The sequence below is a fragment of the Anaeromicropila herbilytica genome, assembly GCF_016591975.1.
Taxonomy (GTDB): domain Bacteria; phylum Bacillota; class Clostridia; order Lachnospirales; family Lachnospiraceae; genus Anaeromicropila; species Anaeromicropila herbilytica.
In genome coordinates this window covers 2,743,970-2,761,085 of the sequence record NZ_AP024169.1, presented here as the reverse complement: position 1 = coordinate 2,761,085, position 17,116 = coordinate 2,743,970, and the positions used below count along the sequence as shown (strand labels likewise).

The window sequence follows — 17,116 nt, the reverse complement described above, 5'->3', positions numbered from 1 at the left end:
TTCTCAGTGTGGCACTTTTAATAATTATATAGTTTATTAATGAAATTATGATACCTAAATAATCTTAATTAAGTGTTATCTTCTTTTTCAATTTCCAAGTAGCTCCTTTTTAAACCTTGCAATTTGCATGGGTGTATCTTCACTACCTAACTCACACCATAATTTTAATGATTAAGATTATTTCGAAGAACAAATTGACTTTTGTGAAATGGAAGATATGAAGGTAATACTAAGTCGAAAGAATGTATATTTGGAATATAACTTTCAAATAAATAAACTAATTTATAACCTAGATAACCACCCATTGTATTCGCTAAGAGATCATCGACATCACAGAGACGATAGGAACCTGGATAGATAAAGAAAAGGCCTGTTAATTGTCCAATCTCAATAAATAAACTTAATAAAAAACTAAATAATAATACTTTTTTGAAATTTAATCCGTGGTAAAATCTTAATAATATCCCAAATGGAAGAGTCATTAATACATTCAACACTACCTGTAATACTGCTCTATTAGTAATCGCAGGTAAATATGTGTTAGGATTGTTTATAACCAATGGTGATTCGCGAAGGATGTCACATACAAAGTGAAAAGGTATGAGTTGAGAATTGTGATGATGTAATGATGACAGTTGTGTTGCTAAAGGTAGTGGGAAAAATACCAAACATATCACACTGAGAAAGTAAAACATCGTCATATAATTAAGAGTAATTCTCACAAAGTTTATTTTTTTATATCGAATTATAGATATTAGTAATATAGGTAACGTAAAACTAATAGCAAAAAAAGGAAAAATATGAATAGCTAGTAGAATTGAATTTATTAAATCGGTCATGGTATTACCTCCTAATAATTGTTAAATAATGTGCTTCATTGTTGAATTCATTATAACAAAGCATAGGAGACGCAACCATCGATTGGCCTTACATTTTATACTGGTATCTTACAACTCTGTAAGGTAATTGTAACTCTTCATATTTTGAATGCAATCTATGATTAGCCCGACAAATGACCTGTTTCAAAATCTAGTCTGGCAATTGTAGACTATTTCCCAAACAGGTCATTTGTCGGGCAAATCATACTATTATTTTATTACTTTATATGATTTATCTTCTTTTACATTTCCCAAGAAGACCCTTCTTAAACCTTGCGATGTGCATAGGTGCATCTTCACTACCAGAAAATAGTAAGCATCAGCGTCCCCTTCTATCGCAGCTTCGGTAAGAAGCTCGGATGCACGTTTCATATTTCTTCTATAATTCGTATAGAATTCTAAGCGTTTCTCTTTAGATAGGAAACGAAACTTATTATACTCACTCGAACCACCCTGCTTTGTGTATGGATACTCACCGCATAGATATAGGTAGATTGCTTTCAGTTCTTTCGACAGGAGTAGGTTAAATTTTATATTCTTATCATTCTGATCCATGACATATAGATGGTAGAAATTCATATGAAAATTGATTTCATGAATCTGAAAGATTGCTCGTATGTTATCTTTACGAAAAGCAGCAACATTGAAGAAATTGCATTTACCAATGATCCATTCATTGCCTACATAGAGTCCGTTAAAGAATTTCCCGTTGTTATATATATCCTCATCAATTTGGTTGAATTGTCGATGCATCTCCATGATATCTTGTACTTGGCAGTGCTCTAGAACAGACTTACCGAGCTTACTTTTCTCAGGATGATGTAATTGTTGCAATAGAAGATAAGTCAAGCCAATCATCGTGAATAGAATGAAGAGCGGTATAAAATAATTGTATGATAGAACCTTTATCATAAGAGGGCTCATTTTGATGTTGTGAAATGTAGGATAATCGATGATAAGTCTTCTGATTAACCATAGAAGTGAAAGTATCATAAGAATCACAGGTACAATCATTTTCACGATACAATTATATAGAAGAAGTTTCTTGCATATGCTAGGTATTTTCTCTTCCTTATAGTTCAATAGTAAGTCTCCTTTTCTATAAATGAAAGTCTAATTATAGAATAAAAAGTGGTAAAATACAAATTTATGGAAAATGATTAATGCTGAAAAAACACCTCCTTAAGCATAATAGAAAATTTAAATTAATTATTTGATAATTCGATTGGATTATTTGCTTAATATTAATTATTATATGCATATAGAACAAATAAATCAATAATGTTTAAGCCCTATATGGCAGAAGGAGAATAGTATGACAATATTAGAAATGCAGGACAAATTAGAAATACAAGAATTAGTAAATGTGTTTGCGAATCTCGCAGATGAAAAGGATGCAAAGAGTCAGGGAGATTTATTTCTTGAAAATGGAATACTTGAGTTTCAAATGGGATTTGATGGAGAGATACAGAATATCATCGGTAGAGAAGCACTTGTGAATGCATTTGCAGCAACGATTAACCCATGTATTGCTGTTTATCACATAAACGGTCAGCACATTATTACACTGAATGGTGAAGAGGCTACTGGAACCGCTTATTGCCAGGCAACACTTGTTAATGAAGTTGATGGAAAGCAAATTGTAACAGTAAATAATGTTCGTTATAGTGATAGTTATAAAAAAGTTGAAGGAAAATGGTATTTAGAAAAGAGAAGAACTACTTTCCTTATTTCTGAGAAACATGAAATGTACGCATAATTAGGAGGACTTATGGACTTATCGAATAAAAAAGTGTTAATTGCTTACTTTTCACATGCAGGAGAAAATTATGTGAATGGAGCAATGAAGAGACTAGAGATTGGTAACAGTAAAGTGGCAGCAGAGATGATATCTGAAATTACTGGAGGAGAATTATTTTTTATTGATACACAATATAAATATCCAGATAATCATATGGAAAAAATCAATATTGCCAAAAAAGAACTCGAGGAGAATGCAAGACCAGAATTGACCCAAAAGGTACCTGACATGGAGAATTATGATTATATATTCCTATGTTATCCAAATTGGTGGGGAACCTGTCCAATGGCAGTATTCACATTTTTGGAGGAATATGATTTAACAGGTAAAACAATAGTTCCATTATGTACGCATGAAGGAAGTGGACTTTCTAATAGTGTAAAAGATATTGCTAAGGTAAGTCCAAAATCAATAGTGACAAAAGGTCTTGCTGTTCAGGGAGGAAAAGTTTCATCATCTAAAAATACAATTAGTAACTGGATTCAGACCTTATAAAATATATATTATGAGCAATGTAGTCATAAAAAAATAACCAGATGTAAACGTCATGTGTGAAGTACTGGAAGATAAAAAGCTAATTGGTCAGAAAATTGTTGATCAATTAGCTGATATAACTGTGAAATATATGAACTCGGCGACAGACGTTTAGTAGGCAGCATTCTTACTGCCATTTGGGAGACATATGAAGTAGCACACATTATCTAAGGAGATAGTACTATGGTTGATAAAATAAAAGCGAACAATGATTCTTATGTAAATGAATTAATACAAGAGGAAAATGAAGTTTATTTGTTATACCGCAGAATGCAGGATGCTATGATTGCAAAAGATATTAGGATACTTGATACAATTATTCTGGATGGAACAAGAATGCGTCATTCAAATGGTAGTACTCAGTCCAAAGCAGAATTTTTCCAGGAGATAACTACTGGTGTACTTAATTATTACCATACGGATCTTAAGGATGTTCAGATTGAAGTAACAGGTAATACTGCTGTATTAAAATGTGTTGCTTATATGAGAGCTAAAGTATATGGTATGAGCGGAACTTTTCCACTCCGTGTTGAAGCTTATTTTGAAAAAAGAGATGAACAGTGGTTTTATACTGATTCAGATAAACCATATTAAGAAGAAAACCAAAATTATATGTACCTTTTACATGAATAAGGCACAGGAAAGAAGGATATTATGAAAAAACAGACGTATATTACCTTAAATAACGGATGTAAAATTCCACAATTTGGACTTGGTGTCTATATGGTTATAGGTGATGAAGCTACAAGACAGAATTGCTTAGATGCCTTTAAACTTGGATACCGACACATTGATACAGCTCACGCTTATCAAAATGAAAGAGGCGTAGGGGCAGCAGTAAAGGAAAGTGGTATTCCAAGAAATGAAATCTGGATTACAAGTAAATTATGGCCAAGCGAATATGGAGAAGAGGCAACAGCGATTGCTATTGATAAGATGTTATCTCGTCTTGATACAGATTATATTGATCTTCTCTTACTTCATCAGCAGTTTGGTGACTATATTGGTGCATATAAAGCGATGGAAAAAGCAGTTACAGAAGGCAAAGTAAGAAGTATTGGCCTTAGTAATTTTGAATCAGAAAGATTAGAAGAAGTGCTTGCAATGGCAACAATCAAACCAGCAGTATTGCAGGTAGAGTGCCATCCTTATTATCCACAGAATGAATTAAAGAAAAGAATAGCAGATGCTGGAACAGTGATTGAATGTTGGTATCCACTGGGACATGGTGATACAGGATTGATGCAGGAGCCAGTCTTTACAGAACTTGCAGAAAAATATAAGAAAACAAATGCACAGATTATATTAAGATGGCATATTCAGGAAGGAAATATTATTTTCCCTAAGACAACTAATCCAGAACATTTAAAAGCCAATATTGATATCTTTGATTTTGAATTGACAGAAGATGAAATGAATAAAATAAAAAAATTAGATAATGGTGTACGCTTTTATGTAATGAGCCTTGCTGATCAGGAAGCTCAATTAGGAGCCTGGAAACCAGAAGACTAAAATAGGGCTTGCAGTATGGAGACACCTATTGTAAGACGTATTGCAATAGGAAAGACTGTACAGGAAACATTAATAAGGGGAACTCTAAAAAAAGTTCTTAAGATATTGTAGTAAAAAAGCTTCATCCCCAATTTTCGGATGAAGCTTTTTATTACAAAAATAGATCGAGTGCATTACTTTAGTTGATTGAATATAAAGGATCGAATGTAGATTATGTATTAAAACGTTAATGAATATGAATATTTGATAATTTATATATGAGTCTGTATAATATAGTGTAATAATACATTTATAAAATAGAAACAGGTAAAGCAAGAAATGACGATAAAAGAAGCAGCAAGTATTTTAGGAGTTACTAGTCAAGACGATGTTAAGACAATCAAGCAGAAGTTTCGAATAATGATGGGACAATATCATCCAGATGTAGTAGAATCAGACAAACCAGAACATATCAAAAAAGCACAATTAATTAATGAGGCTTATTCCATACTCCGTGAATATAAGGTGAATGAAAAAGAAATACCTATCGCTACACCTGTATGGAAAGCGAAGGTAATAGAAAATGCTTTTACAGAAAGAAATATCTATATGGTTTTATGGGAAGATTATGAAAAAGAATATATAGAAGTTACGAGAGGAAAATATGAATGGGATCCTGATTTAGAGGAATTTGATTGTCTATTGAAAAGTCTGAATCATGCAGTAGTAGAATTGCTAGAAAATATAGAACATAAGAATGGTATCTATTATGATTATGATATAAAGGCAAATCGATTTCCATTTCAAGTACGGTTATTTCATATACTTTCAGGACAGTATATTCTACCAGTATCCTGTTTGAAAAAGTTGGTAGAGCCTATTAAAATAGATGCACAAAAAAGAAATATATACAAGTTTCAAGCGCTTTTAGGAACCAAAGGGGAAAGTAAGATATTTAGAGCAATGATTAGGCTGAAAAAAGGTGACTTATTATATGCAGATTCTCTCATGAACAATCGGATTGTGGTTTCTGATGAGAACGGAACTTCTTTAGGACACCTTTATTTTTCGGAAGATTCTCTATACTATGTGATTATTCCAATTCTTCAAAAGCATTTGGCGCAGGTTAAGTTCGTAGTAAATGCATTGGAGGTAAAACGAAACATCCGACCATATGCTGTCAGGGTAAACATAGATTTATATCTGCGGATGGAACATATGGAAGAGATAGGGGTTGATTCTTGTCTAAATCTCACGATAGAAGATGTTCTTAACAGTTATGATTCGAATCTCAAAGATATGAAAGCAAAAATGTAAGAAGAACTGTAAGAAGACATTTGATAGCGAGTAAAAGTATATTTTTTATACCTTCACTCGCTTTTAAAGAATATAAGTTTTTGTTTATTAGAGATAGATAAGATAATATCATATAGTAAATTAATCATTCAAAGTTTTCATTAATCCGTTTACACCATCACAGAGTAAATGGTTGGATAGGGTAATAATTTCATTTATAGGAACTTTTTTACCGTCAGCAACCCATTGTCTATACATTTCTACACTTGATGTTTGTACAAAGGCTAAAAGAATGTTTTGCTTATAACGGTCATATGATTTTAACATTTGTGATTGGCCCCAGGTGTTGTTCATAACATTACTAATCATCTTTTGGCGCATAAACTGATAATTACCGCTACATGTAATCTTTTCATATACTTCGCCACGATCTAGAGAGTATAAAAAAAACTCCCGATTTACCTTATCAAGCTCTTCTGGAAGACTATAGGAAGCAACTCGTGCAATATATTCTTGTGACATTTCATTTTGCAGTTCTATAAGCAAATCATCCATTGATGGATAATAGCGATAGAATGTTTTTTTATTAATTCTAGCACGATCTGTCAATTCTTTTACAGTAATTTTATCATAATTCATTTCACAAATCATGTCCTCAAATGTTTTATGAATAGCATCAATCGTTTTTTGTATTCGTAAATCTTCAGTTCCGTTAATAATCATAATAACGTCCTCCTTATTTTGTGTAACTATTTTATACTAATAGAAGTGTAAGATATTTTTATGACCGCTGTTTATATCTCATTATGTAAATATAATTTGCATGGAAATAAGTAACTTCGGTTGCATAATAACATGATTTTAAGGGAAATACAAGAAGAAATTTATGAAAGAAAATTAAAAATGAAGGAGAGTAAATGATTGATAAAGAACAGATTGTATTGTTAAAGTAACTATATAAAAAAACAAATGTCACTCATTTATATTAATGGTTGCATAAGCCACTAATAGAGTTAAACTGACCATTGTTTTGAGCATTAATTCTAGATATAATCCCATATATGGAATAAGAAACTATAGTCCCATAAGTTTAATATGGGAAAATAATTATATTTATTGAGTTTCTAAAATTTATATAGAATTTCTAGATATACACAACTAAGTTTAAAAGGAGAAATAGAAATGGAAAATGATATTTTTGAACAATTAAAGAATGGTGAACCAGTGGAGATGATGTCGGAAAGTTACTTGCCTGCTATTGAACATATGAATAGAACACGTAAATTATGCTTTAAGATAAACCATACAGAACCAGATTCAATGGAACTTCCACAATTATTTGAACAGATGTTCATGGAACCACTTCCTGAGAATACCTACATTGTTCCACCACTAGAAATTGACTTTGGTAAACAAATAAAGTTAGGAAAACAAGTTTTCATCAATCATAGTTTTACTTGTATGTCAGCAGGTGGAATAACGATAGAAGAAAATACCCAAATTGGCCCACAAGCAACATTTGTTACAACAAATCATGATTTTGATGCAAGATACACCCTAAAATGTAAAGGAATTCATATTGGCAAAAATGTCTGGATAGGAGCTAGAGTGACAATAATGCCTGGAATTACTGTAGGTGACAATGCGGTAATTGCAGGTGGTGCTGTTGTTACAAAGGATGTAGAACCAAATACAGTAGTAGGCGGCAATCCTGCAAAAATTTTAAAACGTTTAGATGCGTAAAATTAAGTTAAGCATTGATTTGGCTATTACATTGCTTTCAACTCTTATAACTTATGTGCTAATTCGTAAGAAGGGTAAAAATGCTAGTCGAAAATAAATATGTATTGCTCAAGAAGACATTACAACATAAATAATTGAAATAGAAAATTGCAATAGAAAATGAAAGGAGAGTTAATAAAAGTGGAAAGAAAACTTGAGTCATTTTTAGATGTGATACCTGAATTAAAAAATATCCTACAAGAGGATGTAGCGCTAGTTTTAACTGATCGGAACAATATTATATATTATGATGGAGGAAATATACTAAATCTACCTGTTAAAGTTGGAGATGAATTAAGCCATGATGACCCAATGTATCAGGTCATTCAAAAAGGAGAAGTAGTAAGTGCAGTTGTTCCTAAGGAGTTTCTGGGTATACCATTCAAGTTTATTGGTTATCCGATTAAAGATTCGAATGGAAATGTTATCGGCTCTATAGGAATAGATAAAAGCATTGACCAACAATCAAAAGTAGAAGAATCAGTAACGAATTTATCAAATTCGCTATCTGAGACAAATGCTAGTGTTGAAGAAATTGCCATTCATTCTCAAAAACTGTTAGAATCAATGAACTCTATTGTTAATTCAACGAAAGAAACAGAGCAAAAAATCAAAGAGACAGACAATATGTTAAATCTCATTAAGAATGTTTCTTCACAGTCAAATTTATTGGCCTTAAATGCAGCAATTGAAGCTGCAAGAGCAGGTGAAGCTGGAAAAGGTTTTTCAGTTGTTGCAAATGAAATGCGAAAACTTTCACAAATGAGTGATGAATCAGCAAAGACAATATCAAATCTTCTTCTTGAAATGCAAAGTTCTATAAATAAAATTGTTAAAGAGATTAAAAATGCAAGCGCACTATCAGAATCACAAGCATCATCAACGGAATACATAGCGGCAACATTAGAGGAGATTAGTGTAAGCTCTGAAAATTTAGTACAAGCAGCTAGAATTAAATAATTTTTAGCAATGTAGAGAGAAATTTTAATTAATAAAATTAGCAATTATTCAAGGAGTACAAATAATGAATTGGATAAATATATCTAATATTGCATCGATACTAACTATTTTCGGATTTGTAGTGACTTTAGCAACACTTATTTTCCTATTCTATCAATGTCAAATTTTGAAATCAACATTAAAAATACAGTCTTTTCAAAATTTGTTTACCAATATAATTAATATTGATATGTTTTTTGCGAATAATCCAAGTATAACGCAATATGTATATGGAAAAAAAGATTTACCAAGTGATACAGAATCACAGGAATATCTTCAAGTAATGTCAGCATGTGAAATGGTATTAGATCATTTTTTGGAAGCATATGGTTGCAAAAATATTATGAATAAAGATATGTGGCTTGGTTGGCAGATGTATATGAAAAAAACTTATAAGGATAGTAATTCATTAAGACATTATGTTCAAATGAATCACGATTATTTTGGTGAACAATTTATAGAAATGTTAGTGCGATAAATCTGAAAGGTGACATTCACTTATTATGCACATTCTAAATGTGTATTCTATATTAAAAAATATTATTATGAAGGAGAATAACTATGAATATTTTCGAAGAAAAAAATGCTTTAAAGGAACTAGTAGACACATTTTCAATCTTAGCTGATCAGAAGGACACACAAAAACAGGCTACATTATTTACAGAAGATGCTACATTGAAATCATATATTGGAGGACAGTTGACATCTGAACAACATGGTAGAAAAGAAATATGTGAAGCATGTACTGGTTTTTTATCTTTATTTGATACAGTTTATCATATTAATGGTCAGCAAGTAGTCAATGTTGAAGGTGATCATGCAACTGGTACAGCATATTGTCAGGTTGTATTAATTGGAAATAATGAAGAAGGAAAGCGAATGATGAATACAAATGGAGTTTGGTATGAGGATGAATATATTAAGGTAGATGGAAAATGGTTAATTGCAAAAAGAGTTTCACATTTCTCATGGGCTGATAGTAAAGAAGTACGATAGCTGATTTAATAAAGAGTAAGAATAAGAATTGGTGATTTTTAGTTGTTAATAATTCCATATTAACTTTAAAAATCACCAAGTTTTTTTAGTTATAGATTATCAATTACAGTGACCAGTATGCTTATTTAATGATATCAATTAGAATAAAATCTAATTATGGATTAAAGTAAGCTGTAGGAGGTGCTATATAAGAAATGACTCAATATATTTATATTTTTTTATTAGTTTTAGTCTTTATGATCTTACTATCGATTTATGTATATAAAATTATGGATCGAATTCTGTGGGCTCTAATGAAAAAAAGACGACGATGGAGAACAGTAATTCTTACACTAATCATAATGATTCCTTCTGTTAATGTATTTTCTCTCTGGGCAGCTGTTGTTCTACATATCATTGCAATTGCAGCATTAATTGACCTTATTCAATTGATTGTGACGAAAAGACTAGGAAAACTGGAACGACCTAAGGTATGGAATATAATGTATACCTTCTGTGTGATTCCTATTGTTCTGACAGGAATGATACTATCCTATGGCTATTATAATATGCATCACATTGTGGAAAGTGATTATAATATTACAACCACTAAAGAACTCAGAGAAGGCGGATATAAGATTGTATTTCTTTCAGATCTTCACTTTGGAACAACAATGAATTCAAGGCAGTTGCAGATGAACTGTAATAAGATAAAGAAAGTATCACCTGACCTAGTTATTCTGGGCGGAGATATTGTTGATGAGAATACAAGCAAAGAAAAAATGCAGAAGGCTTTTCAGACAATAGCTAAGCTACATCCATCGCTTGGAATTTATTATGTGTATGGAAATCATGATAAAAATCTGTATTCGAGAAATCCAAACTATACAGAAGATGAACTACAGGAAACAATTGAGAAGTATCAGATACGGATTCTGGATGACAGTTCATGGAAAATCTCAAATGAAATAAGCATTACAGGTAGAAATGATACATGGGTGGCTCAGATGGAGCAGAAGAAAAGAACTTCTTCAAAAGAGCTTGCGAAGAATACTCAGAAGAACAATTATCATATTCTGGTGGATCATCAGCCTAGAGATATGGACGAGAATGAGGAAGCAGGATTTGAACTGATGCTATCTGGACATACCCATGCAGGGCAACTGTGGCCAGTGGGACTTCTGACTGTATTGTTTGACAACCAGACGGTTAATTATGGAATTAGGCAATTTAATAAAATGAATCTGGTTGTTTCCTCTGGAATCGGTGGATGGGGATACCCCTTAAGAACAGGAAAACATAGTGAATTTGTAGTAATTAACCTAACATCAGAGTTAAATAAATATTAGATGTGGTACATAATGAATATTATGCAGATTGTAATGAACATTAAAAAGAGGTGGCAGTGCCACCTCTTTTTCTATAATGGAAATCCGTCATGCTTTTGGTATACGTCAGTAATGGTATTTAGTAATTCCTTTATTTCTGGACGATTATTGTTTTTATGCGTGTATAGATAGCAGGGAAGTGTTTCTGCACAGTCAAAGGGAATCCATGCGAATTCAGGGGTGTGACTATTTAGAAAACCAGGAGAAATGCAGACACCCTTATCAGAAGCAATGTTAGTAAGCGTGGTTTCGTGATCATAGCTATTAAAATATTGAATAGGAATCGTGTTAATGATACGCTGTTGTATTGCACGTAACGGTGGAGGAGACCCACCACCAACCATCAGTGTTCTACCCTTTAGGTCTTCCATATGGATTAGATCTTTTTGGGCTAATGGATCATCAGTTTTGGTGACAAGATAAAAGTGGCTTTCAAAAAGCGGATATTCAATAATTTCAGAGATTCGTTTACACTGATCTCCAATACCATAAAAAATGTCTATTTCATTACGCAGGAACAGATCCATTGCATTTGGAGCAAAAAATATGGGAGAGATAGATGTTTGCGGTCTAATATTGGCAAATTCACGTATGATTTCTGGTAAGAAATAGATAGAAGAACGACCAGGCAGAGAGATTTTTATATCCTCCTGATAACGTATACTAAAATTTTGGCCTTGCTCAATTGCTTTATTCAAATCTTCACGAAAAACTCTGAGTGAAATGCAGAACTGGGCACCAGCAGGTGTTAATGAAATACCCTTTCCAGAGCGGTTAAATATAAGAAAGCCAATTTCTTCTTCTACAGCTTTAATTTGATAAGTCAGAGTGGGTTGTGAGGTAAAGAGATTTTCAGCTGCACGATTGAAGTTTAGAACTTGCGATAATTCCAATATGTAATCAATCTGTTTTGTTGTCATAAAGTATCATATCCTTTCTTTAATTAAAATATTAAATAGATAATAATAAATATCAATTCGATAACTTAATTGTATCAAGATAGAATATAATTGTAAATGATAAAATAGAAGAATATGAGTTCAATGAGATTAAATGACGGAAAACAAATTACTTTCATTAAATATTAGTATTTATTGTTCCAAGTAAAGGACCATATGAAAAAGTAATAATCAGAGGATTGAGAGCGGAATACTTATGATCTGCTTAAGTTTGTGTAGTTATATTGCTGATTTAAATATTAAATTATATATTTAAAGTATCGATTTGATAAATGTATTAAAAAGCGATAAAATGATTTGTGTAAAAGATACAAACAATAAAAATGTATAAGGAGACAATAAAAGATGGAATTTAACATGAACACAAACAAACCAGTAATTGCTTTATTAGGAGCAGGAAGCATGGGAACAGCAATCGTAAAAAGAATTGCAGCCGGCAAAAAAATCTTACTTGGAGATATCAGCGAAAAGAGATTAGAAGAGACTAAGAAAGAATTATCCTATGCAGGATATGAAGTAGAGACACATCAGGTAGATGCCTGTGATCGAGCTTCTGTGAGATCATTTGCAGAAAAAGCAGCATCACTTGGTGAAGTGAAATATTTTATTGATACTGCAGGTGCATCACCAAACCAATCATCACCAGAACATATCGTAAAGTTAGATTTAGTTGCAACAGCAGTTGCCATTGATGAATTTGCAAATGTTATCGCAGAAGGTGGAGCTGGACTTATTATTTCCAGTCAGACTGGTTATATGATGAGATTTTCAGATGAAATAGAAGGATTACTTGCTATGACTCCAACGGATGAATTAGCAGATCTTGATTTTGTTAAGAAAGATGCAGTAGCAAATCCTGGTATAGCATATATCGCATCGAAAAGAGCAAATCACTTAAGAGTTCGTACAGCAGCCGCTACTACATGGGGAGAGCGTCGTGCTCGCATTAATACAATCAGCCCAGGTATCATTGTAACACCATTAGCTTATGATGAATTTAATGCAGCGGGAGAAGGATATCAGCAGATGATAGCTGCTTCACCAGCAAGACGTGTGGGTACATCAGATGAGATAGCTGAAGCGGGAGCTTTTCTTTTAGGGGAGCATGCAGGATTTATTACAGGAACAGACTTACTGATTGATGGAGGCGTAATTGCCGCAATGAACAGTGGTAAATTTTCATTATGGCAATAAGACAAAAACTATAATTAGAAAATAGCAGAATATGATATAATTTCACAGCATTTACTGAAAAAAGTCACGTTTTTTTGAAAATGGTTTCCTAAGAAACCAAACAAAAAAACGTGACCATTGTATTCTGATTTGTACACTATTATAATTCTGTATATAGAAATAAGCTACTACAGTTTCTTAATACATTACTGTAAAAAATAAGGGAGGATTTCATCATAGAACAGATTTATGATTGAATCGCCATTTACAGTCGTAAGACCAGAGGATTAATTTATATTGAAGGAGGTTACAATGAAACAATATCCGAATTTAACCAATCCATTACAGATTGGTAGTGTAACAATAAAAAACAGAATGTTCATGGCACCAATGGATACTGGGTTTGGCAACAATGAATATGGTGGATTTACAGAAGCGGGTGTGGAATATTTTGTGAAAAGAGCAGCGGGAGGTTTTGGACTGCTTTATAGCGGTGGAACTTCTGTCGACACAAAAGTGGATGGAGCAGATACCATCGTAAATCATCCGGAGGAATTTATAGCAACAGGCAAGAAGATGAATGAACGTATCAATGCTTATGGATCAAAAATGTTCATGCAGCTCAGTATGAATGTTGGACGTAATGCTGGATTAAAAACTCCGTCTGTTCTTCCGGTTCTTGGAAACCCAAGTATAAAGACACAGGCTCTGACGGTAGAAGAGATTCACAGCAAGGTCCAGGATGTGGCAAAAGCAGCTAAGGTCTGTAAGGAGGCAGGCTATGCAGGTGTTGATATTCATGCCTTGCATTGGGGACATCTGCTTGATACCTTTGCGTTGGAATTTACGAATCAAAGAGAGGATGAATATGGCGGCTCATTAGAGAATCGTCTCCGATTTGCAAAAGATATCGTAGAAGCAATTAAGGCTGAGTGTGGAACAGATTTTCCTGTCACCATTCGTCTTGCCATGAAGAGCTATATAAAAGATTTTGATAAAGCATCATTTGATGGTTCGCAAGAGGTAGGAAGAACCTTAGAAGAGGCCATAGAAATTGCTAAATTATTAGAAAAGTATGGCTATGATGCACTTAGTACAGATGCTGGAATGCTGGATGCAATTTATTATGCAATGCCACCATCTTATGTAGAAAAAGGCTTTACCATTGAAATGGCTGCAAAACTTAAGGAAGCGGTAAGTATTCCGATTCTCTGTGGTGGTAGAATGGCGGATCCGGATATGGATGAAGCTGCAATTGCAGAGGGCAAGATTGATGCGGTCGTTATTGGAAGACAAGCAATTTCAGATCCAAATTTTGCTGAAAAGATTGTTAAAGGAGAACCGGAAAATGTACGCAGCTGTATCGCTTGTAATCAGGGTTGTATATGGGGATACTTTACAAAGGGTCAGGTTAGCTGTGCTGTAAATCCAGAAGTGGGGTATGAAACAAATGAACCACTCACAAAATCAGCAGATTCGAAAAAGGTAATCATTGTCGGTGGAGGTGTTGCGGGTATGGAAGCTGCATACAATGCAAAACTGCGTGGACATGAGGTGACACTTTATGAAAAGTCAGATGTTCTCGGCGGGAATCTGATTCCAGCAGGAGCACATGACTTCAAAGCGGAAGTAAATGAATTGAATGAGTACTATAAACATCAGATGGAAGTGTTACAGATTGATGTTAGAATGCAGACAGAAGTATCCGCAGAATTGCTGAAAGAAAGTGGCGCTGATGTAATTATTCTTGCGACAGGTTCCAAACCTATCATGCCAAATCTTCCAGGAATTGATCATGTAAAGACAATCTCAGGTGTTGATGCCCTCTTGAATAAGAAGAAAGTCGGGCAGAAGGTAGTGATTGTTGGCGGCGGCTTAGTTGGTTGTGAAATTGCACTAGGGTATGCAGAAGAAGGAAAAAATGTCACGATTGTAGAGGCTTTGGAAAATATTATGCAGACAGGTGATGTTCCTTCCATGAACAAGGCAATGCTTTTTGATGCTTTTGAATATTATCATACTAATATCATGACTTCATGCCGAGTAAAAGAAATAAATGATATCGGAGTCGTAGTCACTTTGGCAGATGGAACAGAAAAGACAATAGAAGCAGATACCGTAGTGATGTCTGTAGGTTACCGTTCGGTAAAATCCATGGCAGAAGAATTGAAAAATTGTGAGGCACAAGTCTTTGAAATTGGAGATGGAAATGCAGTAGGCAATATCATGACATGTATTTCAGAAGCTTATGAAGTAATCATGAAGTTATAAATAAACAGGAAATAGCAATGTATACAGCATTGGAATGTATTGATACAGAAGGAAAATCATCAGAAGTGGATATAATAAAAATGGGTACAGTTAGATCTTTCTGACTGTACTTTTTTGCAATGAAATCGTCTTATTCGAATTCGATAATGATGGAATAATTCGGAAAGATGGTGAGAGAGAAAATAATGATTTCCAAGGAAAACCATTTATGATAAATGGTGGATGGACAGGACATGTAATTGATGATATGAAAAAGGCATGTAAGAATGCTGAAATTGTATTTCCGATTGAGGTATAAATACTTGAGTAGTAGTCACTTTTACCAATGGAGGGACTTATTAGCTACTCATAAACTTTAATCTAAAAAATAAATTATTTATTTAAATTTTTGATTTGATAGATATATTATGTACTGATAAAATGAATTTTATACAATGATGCACAGATAATTACAAAAAAGTTCAATAAGAAACGAAGGTCTGCATGAGTATTGATTTAGCTATGAGGAAAATAAAAAATCATAGGTAAAACGTATTGAAAATACTATATTTATTGTTTTTGAAATGGAGGAACAGATGAATAAGAGAAAGTTTATGATCGTAATAATAGCTTTAATTGTTATAGCAGCATTAATCTATTATTTCCGGATACGAAACTCGGGTGTAGGTATGAATCCAAATATTACGAATGAGGATAATAAGACTGGAAGTACCACGGTGGACAGTGAGCGAACTTTAGTAGTTTATTTTTCTCATAGTGGAAATACACAAAAGCTTGCCAAGGAGATATCTGATCAGGTCGGTGGGGATTTTAGAAGAATAGAAGAAAAAAATCCGTATCCTACAGGAAATAGTTTATATAGTTATACAAAGGATGAACAGGAGAAGGATGCTAGACCAGAAATGAAGCCTCTTGATATTGATATGAGCGATTATGACACTATATTTATTGGATATCCAATTTGGTGGTATACTTATCCGCAAATTATTTTAACTTTTTTTGATAAATATGATGTAACAGGAAAAACGATTGTACCATTTGTAACGCATGGTGGTAGCGGTATGAGTGGAACAGAACAAAATATGAGTAACTATTTGAATGACAAAAATGTGACTGTTTTGGATGGTCTTGCAGTCAGAGATAGAGATATGAGTAAGGATCAGAGCAATACCGTAACAGAATGGCTTAATAGGCTTGAAATTAAGCAAAAGTAAATGTCAGATGTGAACATAACGAATACTTTGCAGATTGTTACTGTGCATGAAAAAGAGGTGGCAGAGTCCACCTCTTTTCTATTATGGAAATACGTCATGTTTTTGGTATATAGTAGTAACAATGTTTAGTAATTCTTCTGGATGATTATCGTTTTTATTGCTTCCAGAGTAAGAAAAAGAAGGTGATTATATGAGAAAAATTTTCCAGAGAGAATTTGTGTATTTATGGTATTACTTTAGCGTTCTATTTCAGCAAATTTTTAGATACTGAATAATTGGTTCTTTCATTTCCATATTCACAAAAGATCGAATTCATGGATTATTTGAGGGTATGAAGAATAAAAAAATGTGGCTA

17 protein-coding genes are annotated in these 17,116 nt (G+C 33.1%); 13 read left to right on the top strand and 4 right to left on the bottom strand.

Features of this window, described 5'->3' with window-relative positions:
• Positions 1-164: 164 nt before the first annotated feature.
• Together bsdtb5_RS11930 and bsdtb5_RS11925 are read right to left on the bottom strand one after the other, a co-directional pair.
• A complete protein-coding gene (locus bsdtb5_RS11930; RefSeq protein WP_271712210.1) occupies positions 165-839 on the bottom strand; it encodes a VanZ family protein in 675 nt (224 codons plus the stop codon).
• A 249-nt stretch (positions 840-1,088) separates the two neighbouring features.
• Positions 1,089-1,961, bottom strand: coding sequence for a hypothetical protein (locus bsdtb5_RS11925; protein WP_271712209.1), 873 nt, complete (start codon positions 1,959-1,961; stop codon positions 1,089-1,091).
• A 232-nt stretch (positions 1,962-2,193) separates the two neighbouring features.
• Here bsdtb5_RS11925 and bsdtb5_RS11920 point away from each other — a divergent pair, with 232 nt between their 5' ends.
• From bsdtb5_RS11920 to bsdtb5_RS11900, 5 genes are all read left to right on the top strand, one after another.
• Positions 2,194-2,637 (top strand): nuclear transport factor 2 family protein, encoded by a 444-nt coding sequence (locus bsdtb5_RS11920; RefSeq protein ID WP_271712208.1) that lies wholly within the window; start codon positions 2,194-2,196, stop codon positions 2,635-2,637.
• Between the two features lie 12 nt (positions 2,638-2,649).
• Positions 2,650-3,174, top strand: coding sequence for a flavodoxin (locus bsdtb5_RS11915; RefSeq protein WP_271712207.1), 525 nt, complete (start codon positions 2,650-2,652; stop codon positions 3,172-3,174).
• A gap of 222 nt (positions 3,175-3,396) precedes the next feature.
• On the top strand, positions 3,397-3,807 hold the full coding sequence (locus bsdtb5_RS11910) for a nuclear transport factor 2 family protein (protein WP_271712206.1): 411 nt from the start codon (positions 3,397-3,399) through the stop codon (positions 3,805-3,807).
• A gap of 60 nt (positions 3,808-3,867) precedes the next feature.
• The gene (locus bsdtb5_RS11905) at positions 3,868-4,725 is read left to right on the top strand and encodes an aldo/keto reductase (protein ID WP_271712205.1); all 858 of its coding nucleotides are present in this window, start codon (positions 3,868-3,870) and stop codon (positions 4,723-4,725) included.
• 318 nt (positions 4,726-5,043) lie between these two features.
• A complete protein-coding gene (locus bsdtb5_RS11900; RefSeq protein WP_271712204.1) occupies positions 5,044-6,021 on the top strand; it encodes a J domain-containing protein in 978 nt (325 codons plus the stop codon).
• A 120-nt stretch (positions 6,022-6,141) separates the two neighbouring features.
• On the opposite strand, the gene bsdtb5_RS11895 is transcribed toward bsdtb5_RS11900, so the two are convergent.
• Positions 6,142-6,723: a TetR/AcrR family transcriptional regulator gene (locus tag bsdtb5_RS11895; RefSeq protein ID WP_271712203.1), complete on the bottom strand. Its 582-nt coding sequence runs from the start codon at positions 6,721-6,723 to the stop codon at positions 6,142-6,144.
• A gap of 459 nt (positions 6,724-7,182) precedes the next feature.
• Here bsdtb5_RS11895 and bsdtb5_RS21890 point away from each other — a divergent pair, with 459 nt between their 5' ends.
• The 5 genes from bsdtb5_RS21890 to bsdtb5_RS11870 all read left to right on the top strand — a co-directional run bounded on the left by bsdtb5_RS21890 (position 7,183) and on the right by bsdtb5_RS11870 (position 11,105).
• A complete protein-coding gene (locus bsdtb5_RS21890; RefSeq protein WP_271712202.1) occupies positions 7,183-7,743 on the top strand; it encodes a sugar O-acetyltransferase in 561 nt (186 codons plus the stop codon).
• A 180-nt stretch (positions 7,744-7,923) separates the two neighbouring features.
• Complete coding sequence (locus tag bsdtb5_RS11885) at positions 7,924-8,742, top strand: methyl-accepting chemotaxis protein (protein ID WP_271712201.1); 819 nt, start codon at positions 7,924-7,926, stop codon at positions 8,740-8,742.
• 64 nt (positions 8,743-8,806) lie between these two features.
• Positions 8,807-9,259 carry a hypothetical protein gene (locus bsdtb5_RS11880; protein ID WP_271712200.1) on the top strand — a complete coding sequence of 151 codons (453 nt, stop codon included), beginning with the start codon at positions 8,807-8,809 and terminating at the stop codon, positions 9,257-9,259.
• Positions 9,260-9,342: 83 nt separating this feature from the next.
• Positions 9,343-9,777 carry a nuclear transport factor 2 family protein gene (locus bsdtb5_RS11875; protein WP_271712199.1) on the top strand — a complete coding sequence of 145 codons (435 nt, stop codon included), beginning with the start codon at positions 9,343-9,345 and terminating at the stop codon, positions 9,775-9,777.
• 293 nt (positions 9,778-10,070) lie between these two features.
• Entirely contained in the window at positions 10,071-11,105 is a 1,035-nt protein-coding gene (locus tag bsdtb5_RS11870; RefSeq protein WP_271712198.1) for a metallophosphoesterase, read from the top strand.
• Positions 11,106-11,176: 71 nt separating this feature from the next.
• Here the strand turns inward: bsdtb5_RS11870 and bsdtb5_RS11865 are convergent, their stop codons facing one another.
• On the bottom strand, positions 11,177-12,064 hold the full coding sequence (locus tag bsdtb5_RS11865) for a LysR family transcriptional regulator (protein ID WP_271712197.1): 888 nt from the start codon (positions 12,062-12,064) through the stop codon (positions 11,177-11,179).
• A gap of 384 nt (positions 12,065-12,448) precedes the next feature.
• On the opposite strand from bsdtb5_RS11865, the gene bsdtb5_RS11860 reads away from it, so the two are divergent.
• From bsdtb5_RS11860 to bsdtb5_RS11850, 3 genes are all read left to right on the top strand, one after another.
• Entirely contained in the window at positions 12,449-13,297 is an 849-nt protein-coding gene (locus bsdtb5_RS11860) for an SDR family oxidoreductase (RefSeq protein WP_271712196.1), read from the top strand.
• Between the two features lie 291 nt (positions 13,298-13,588).
• Positions 13,589-15,547 (top strand): oxidoreductase, encoded by a 1,959-nt coding sequence (locus tag bsdtb5_RS11855; protein WP_271712195.1) that lies wholly within the window; start codon positions 13,589-13,591, stop codon positions 15,545-15,547.
• Positions 15,548-16,122: 575 nt separating this feature from the next.
• Complete coding sequence (locus bsdtb5_RS11850) at positions 16,123-16,761, top strand: flavodoxin (RefSeq protein ID WP_271712194.1); 639 nt, start codon at positions 16,123-16,125, stop codon at positions 16,759-16,761.
• Positions 16,762-17,116 lie beyond the last annotated feature (355 nt).

Coding starts and splice junctions, on each gene's coding strand:
- bsdtb5_RS11930 (WP_271712210.1), bottom strand. CDS start 839: ATGACCGATTTAATAAATTCAATTCTACTAGCTATTCATATTTTTCCT.
- bsdtb5_RS11920 (WP_271712208.1), top strand. CDS start 2,194: ATGACAATATTAGAAATGCAGGACAAATTAGAAATACAAGAATTAGTA.
- bsdtb5_RS11915 (WP_271712207.1), top strand. CDS start 2,650: ATGGACTTATCGAATAAAAAAGTGTTAATTGCTTACTTTTCACATGCA.
- bsdtb5_RS11910 (WP_271712206.1), top strand. CDS start 3,397: ATGGTTGATAAAATAAAAGCGAACAATGATTCTTATGTAAATGAATTA.
- bsdtb5_RS11905 (WP_271712205.1), top strand. CDS start 3,868: ATGAAAAAACAGACGTATATTACCTTAAATAACGGATGTAAAATTCCA.
- bsdtb5_RS11900 (WP_271712204.1), top strand. CDS start 5,044: ATGACGATAAAAGAAGCAGCAAGTATTTTAGGAGTTACTAGTCAAGAC.
- bsdtb5_RS11895 (WP_271712203.1), bottom strand. CDS start 6,723: ATGATTATTAACGGAACTGAAGATTTACGAATACAAAAAACGATTGAT.
- bsdtb5_RS21890 (WP_271712202.1), top strand. CDS start 7,183: ATGGAAAATGATATTTTTGAACAATTAAAGAATGGTGAACCAGTGGAG.
- bsdtb5_RS11880 (WP_271712200.1), top strand. CDS start 8,807: ATGAATTGGATAAATATATCTAATATTGCATCGATACTAACTATTTTC.
- bsdtb5_RS11875 (WP_271712199.1), top strand. CDS start 9,343: ATGAATATTTTCGAAGAAAAAAATGCTTTAAAGGAACTAGTAGACACA.
- bsdtb5_RS11870 (WP_271712198.1), top strand. CDS start 10,071: ATGAAAAAAAGACGACGATGGAGAACAGTAATTCTTACACTAATCATA.
- bsdtb5_RS11865 (WP_271712197.1), bottom strand. CDS start 12,064: ATGACAACAAAACAGATTGATTACATATTGGAATTATCGCAAGTTCTA.
- bsdtb5_RS11860 (WP_271712196.1), top strand. CDS start 12,449: ATGGAATTTAACATGAACACAAACAAACCAGTAATTGCTTTATTAGGA.
- bsdtb5_RS11855 (WP_271712195.1), top strand. CDS start 13,589: ATGAAACAATATCCGAATTTAACCAATCCATTACAGATTGGTAGTGTA.
- bsdtb5_RS11850 (WP_271712194.1), top strand. CDS start 16,123: ATGAATAAGAGAAAGTTTATGATCGTAATAATAGCTTTAATTGTTATA.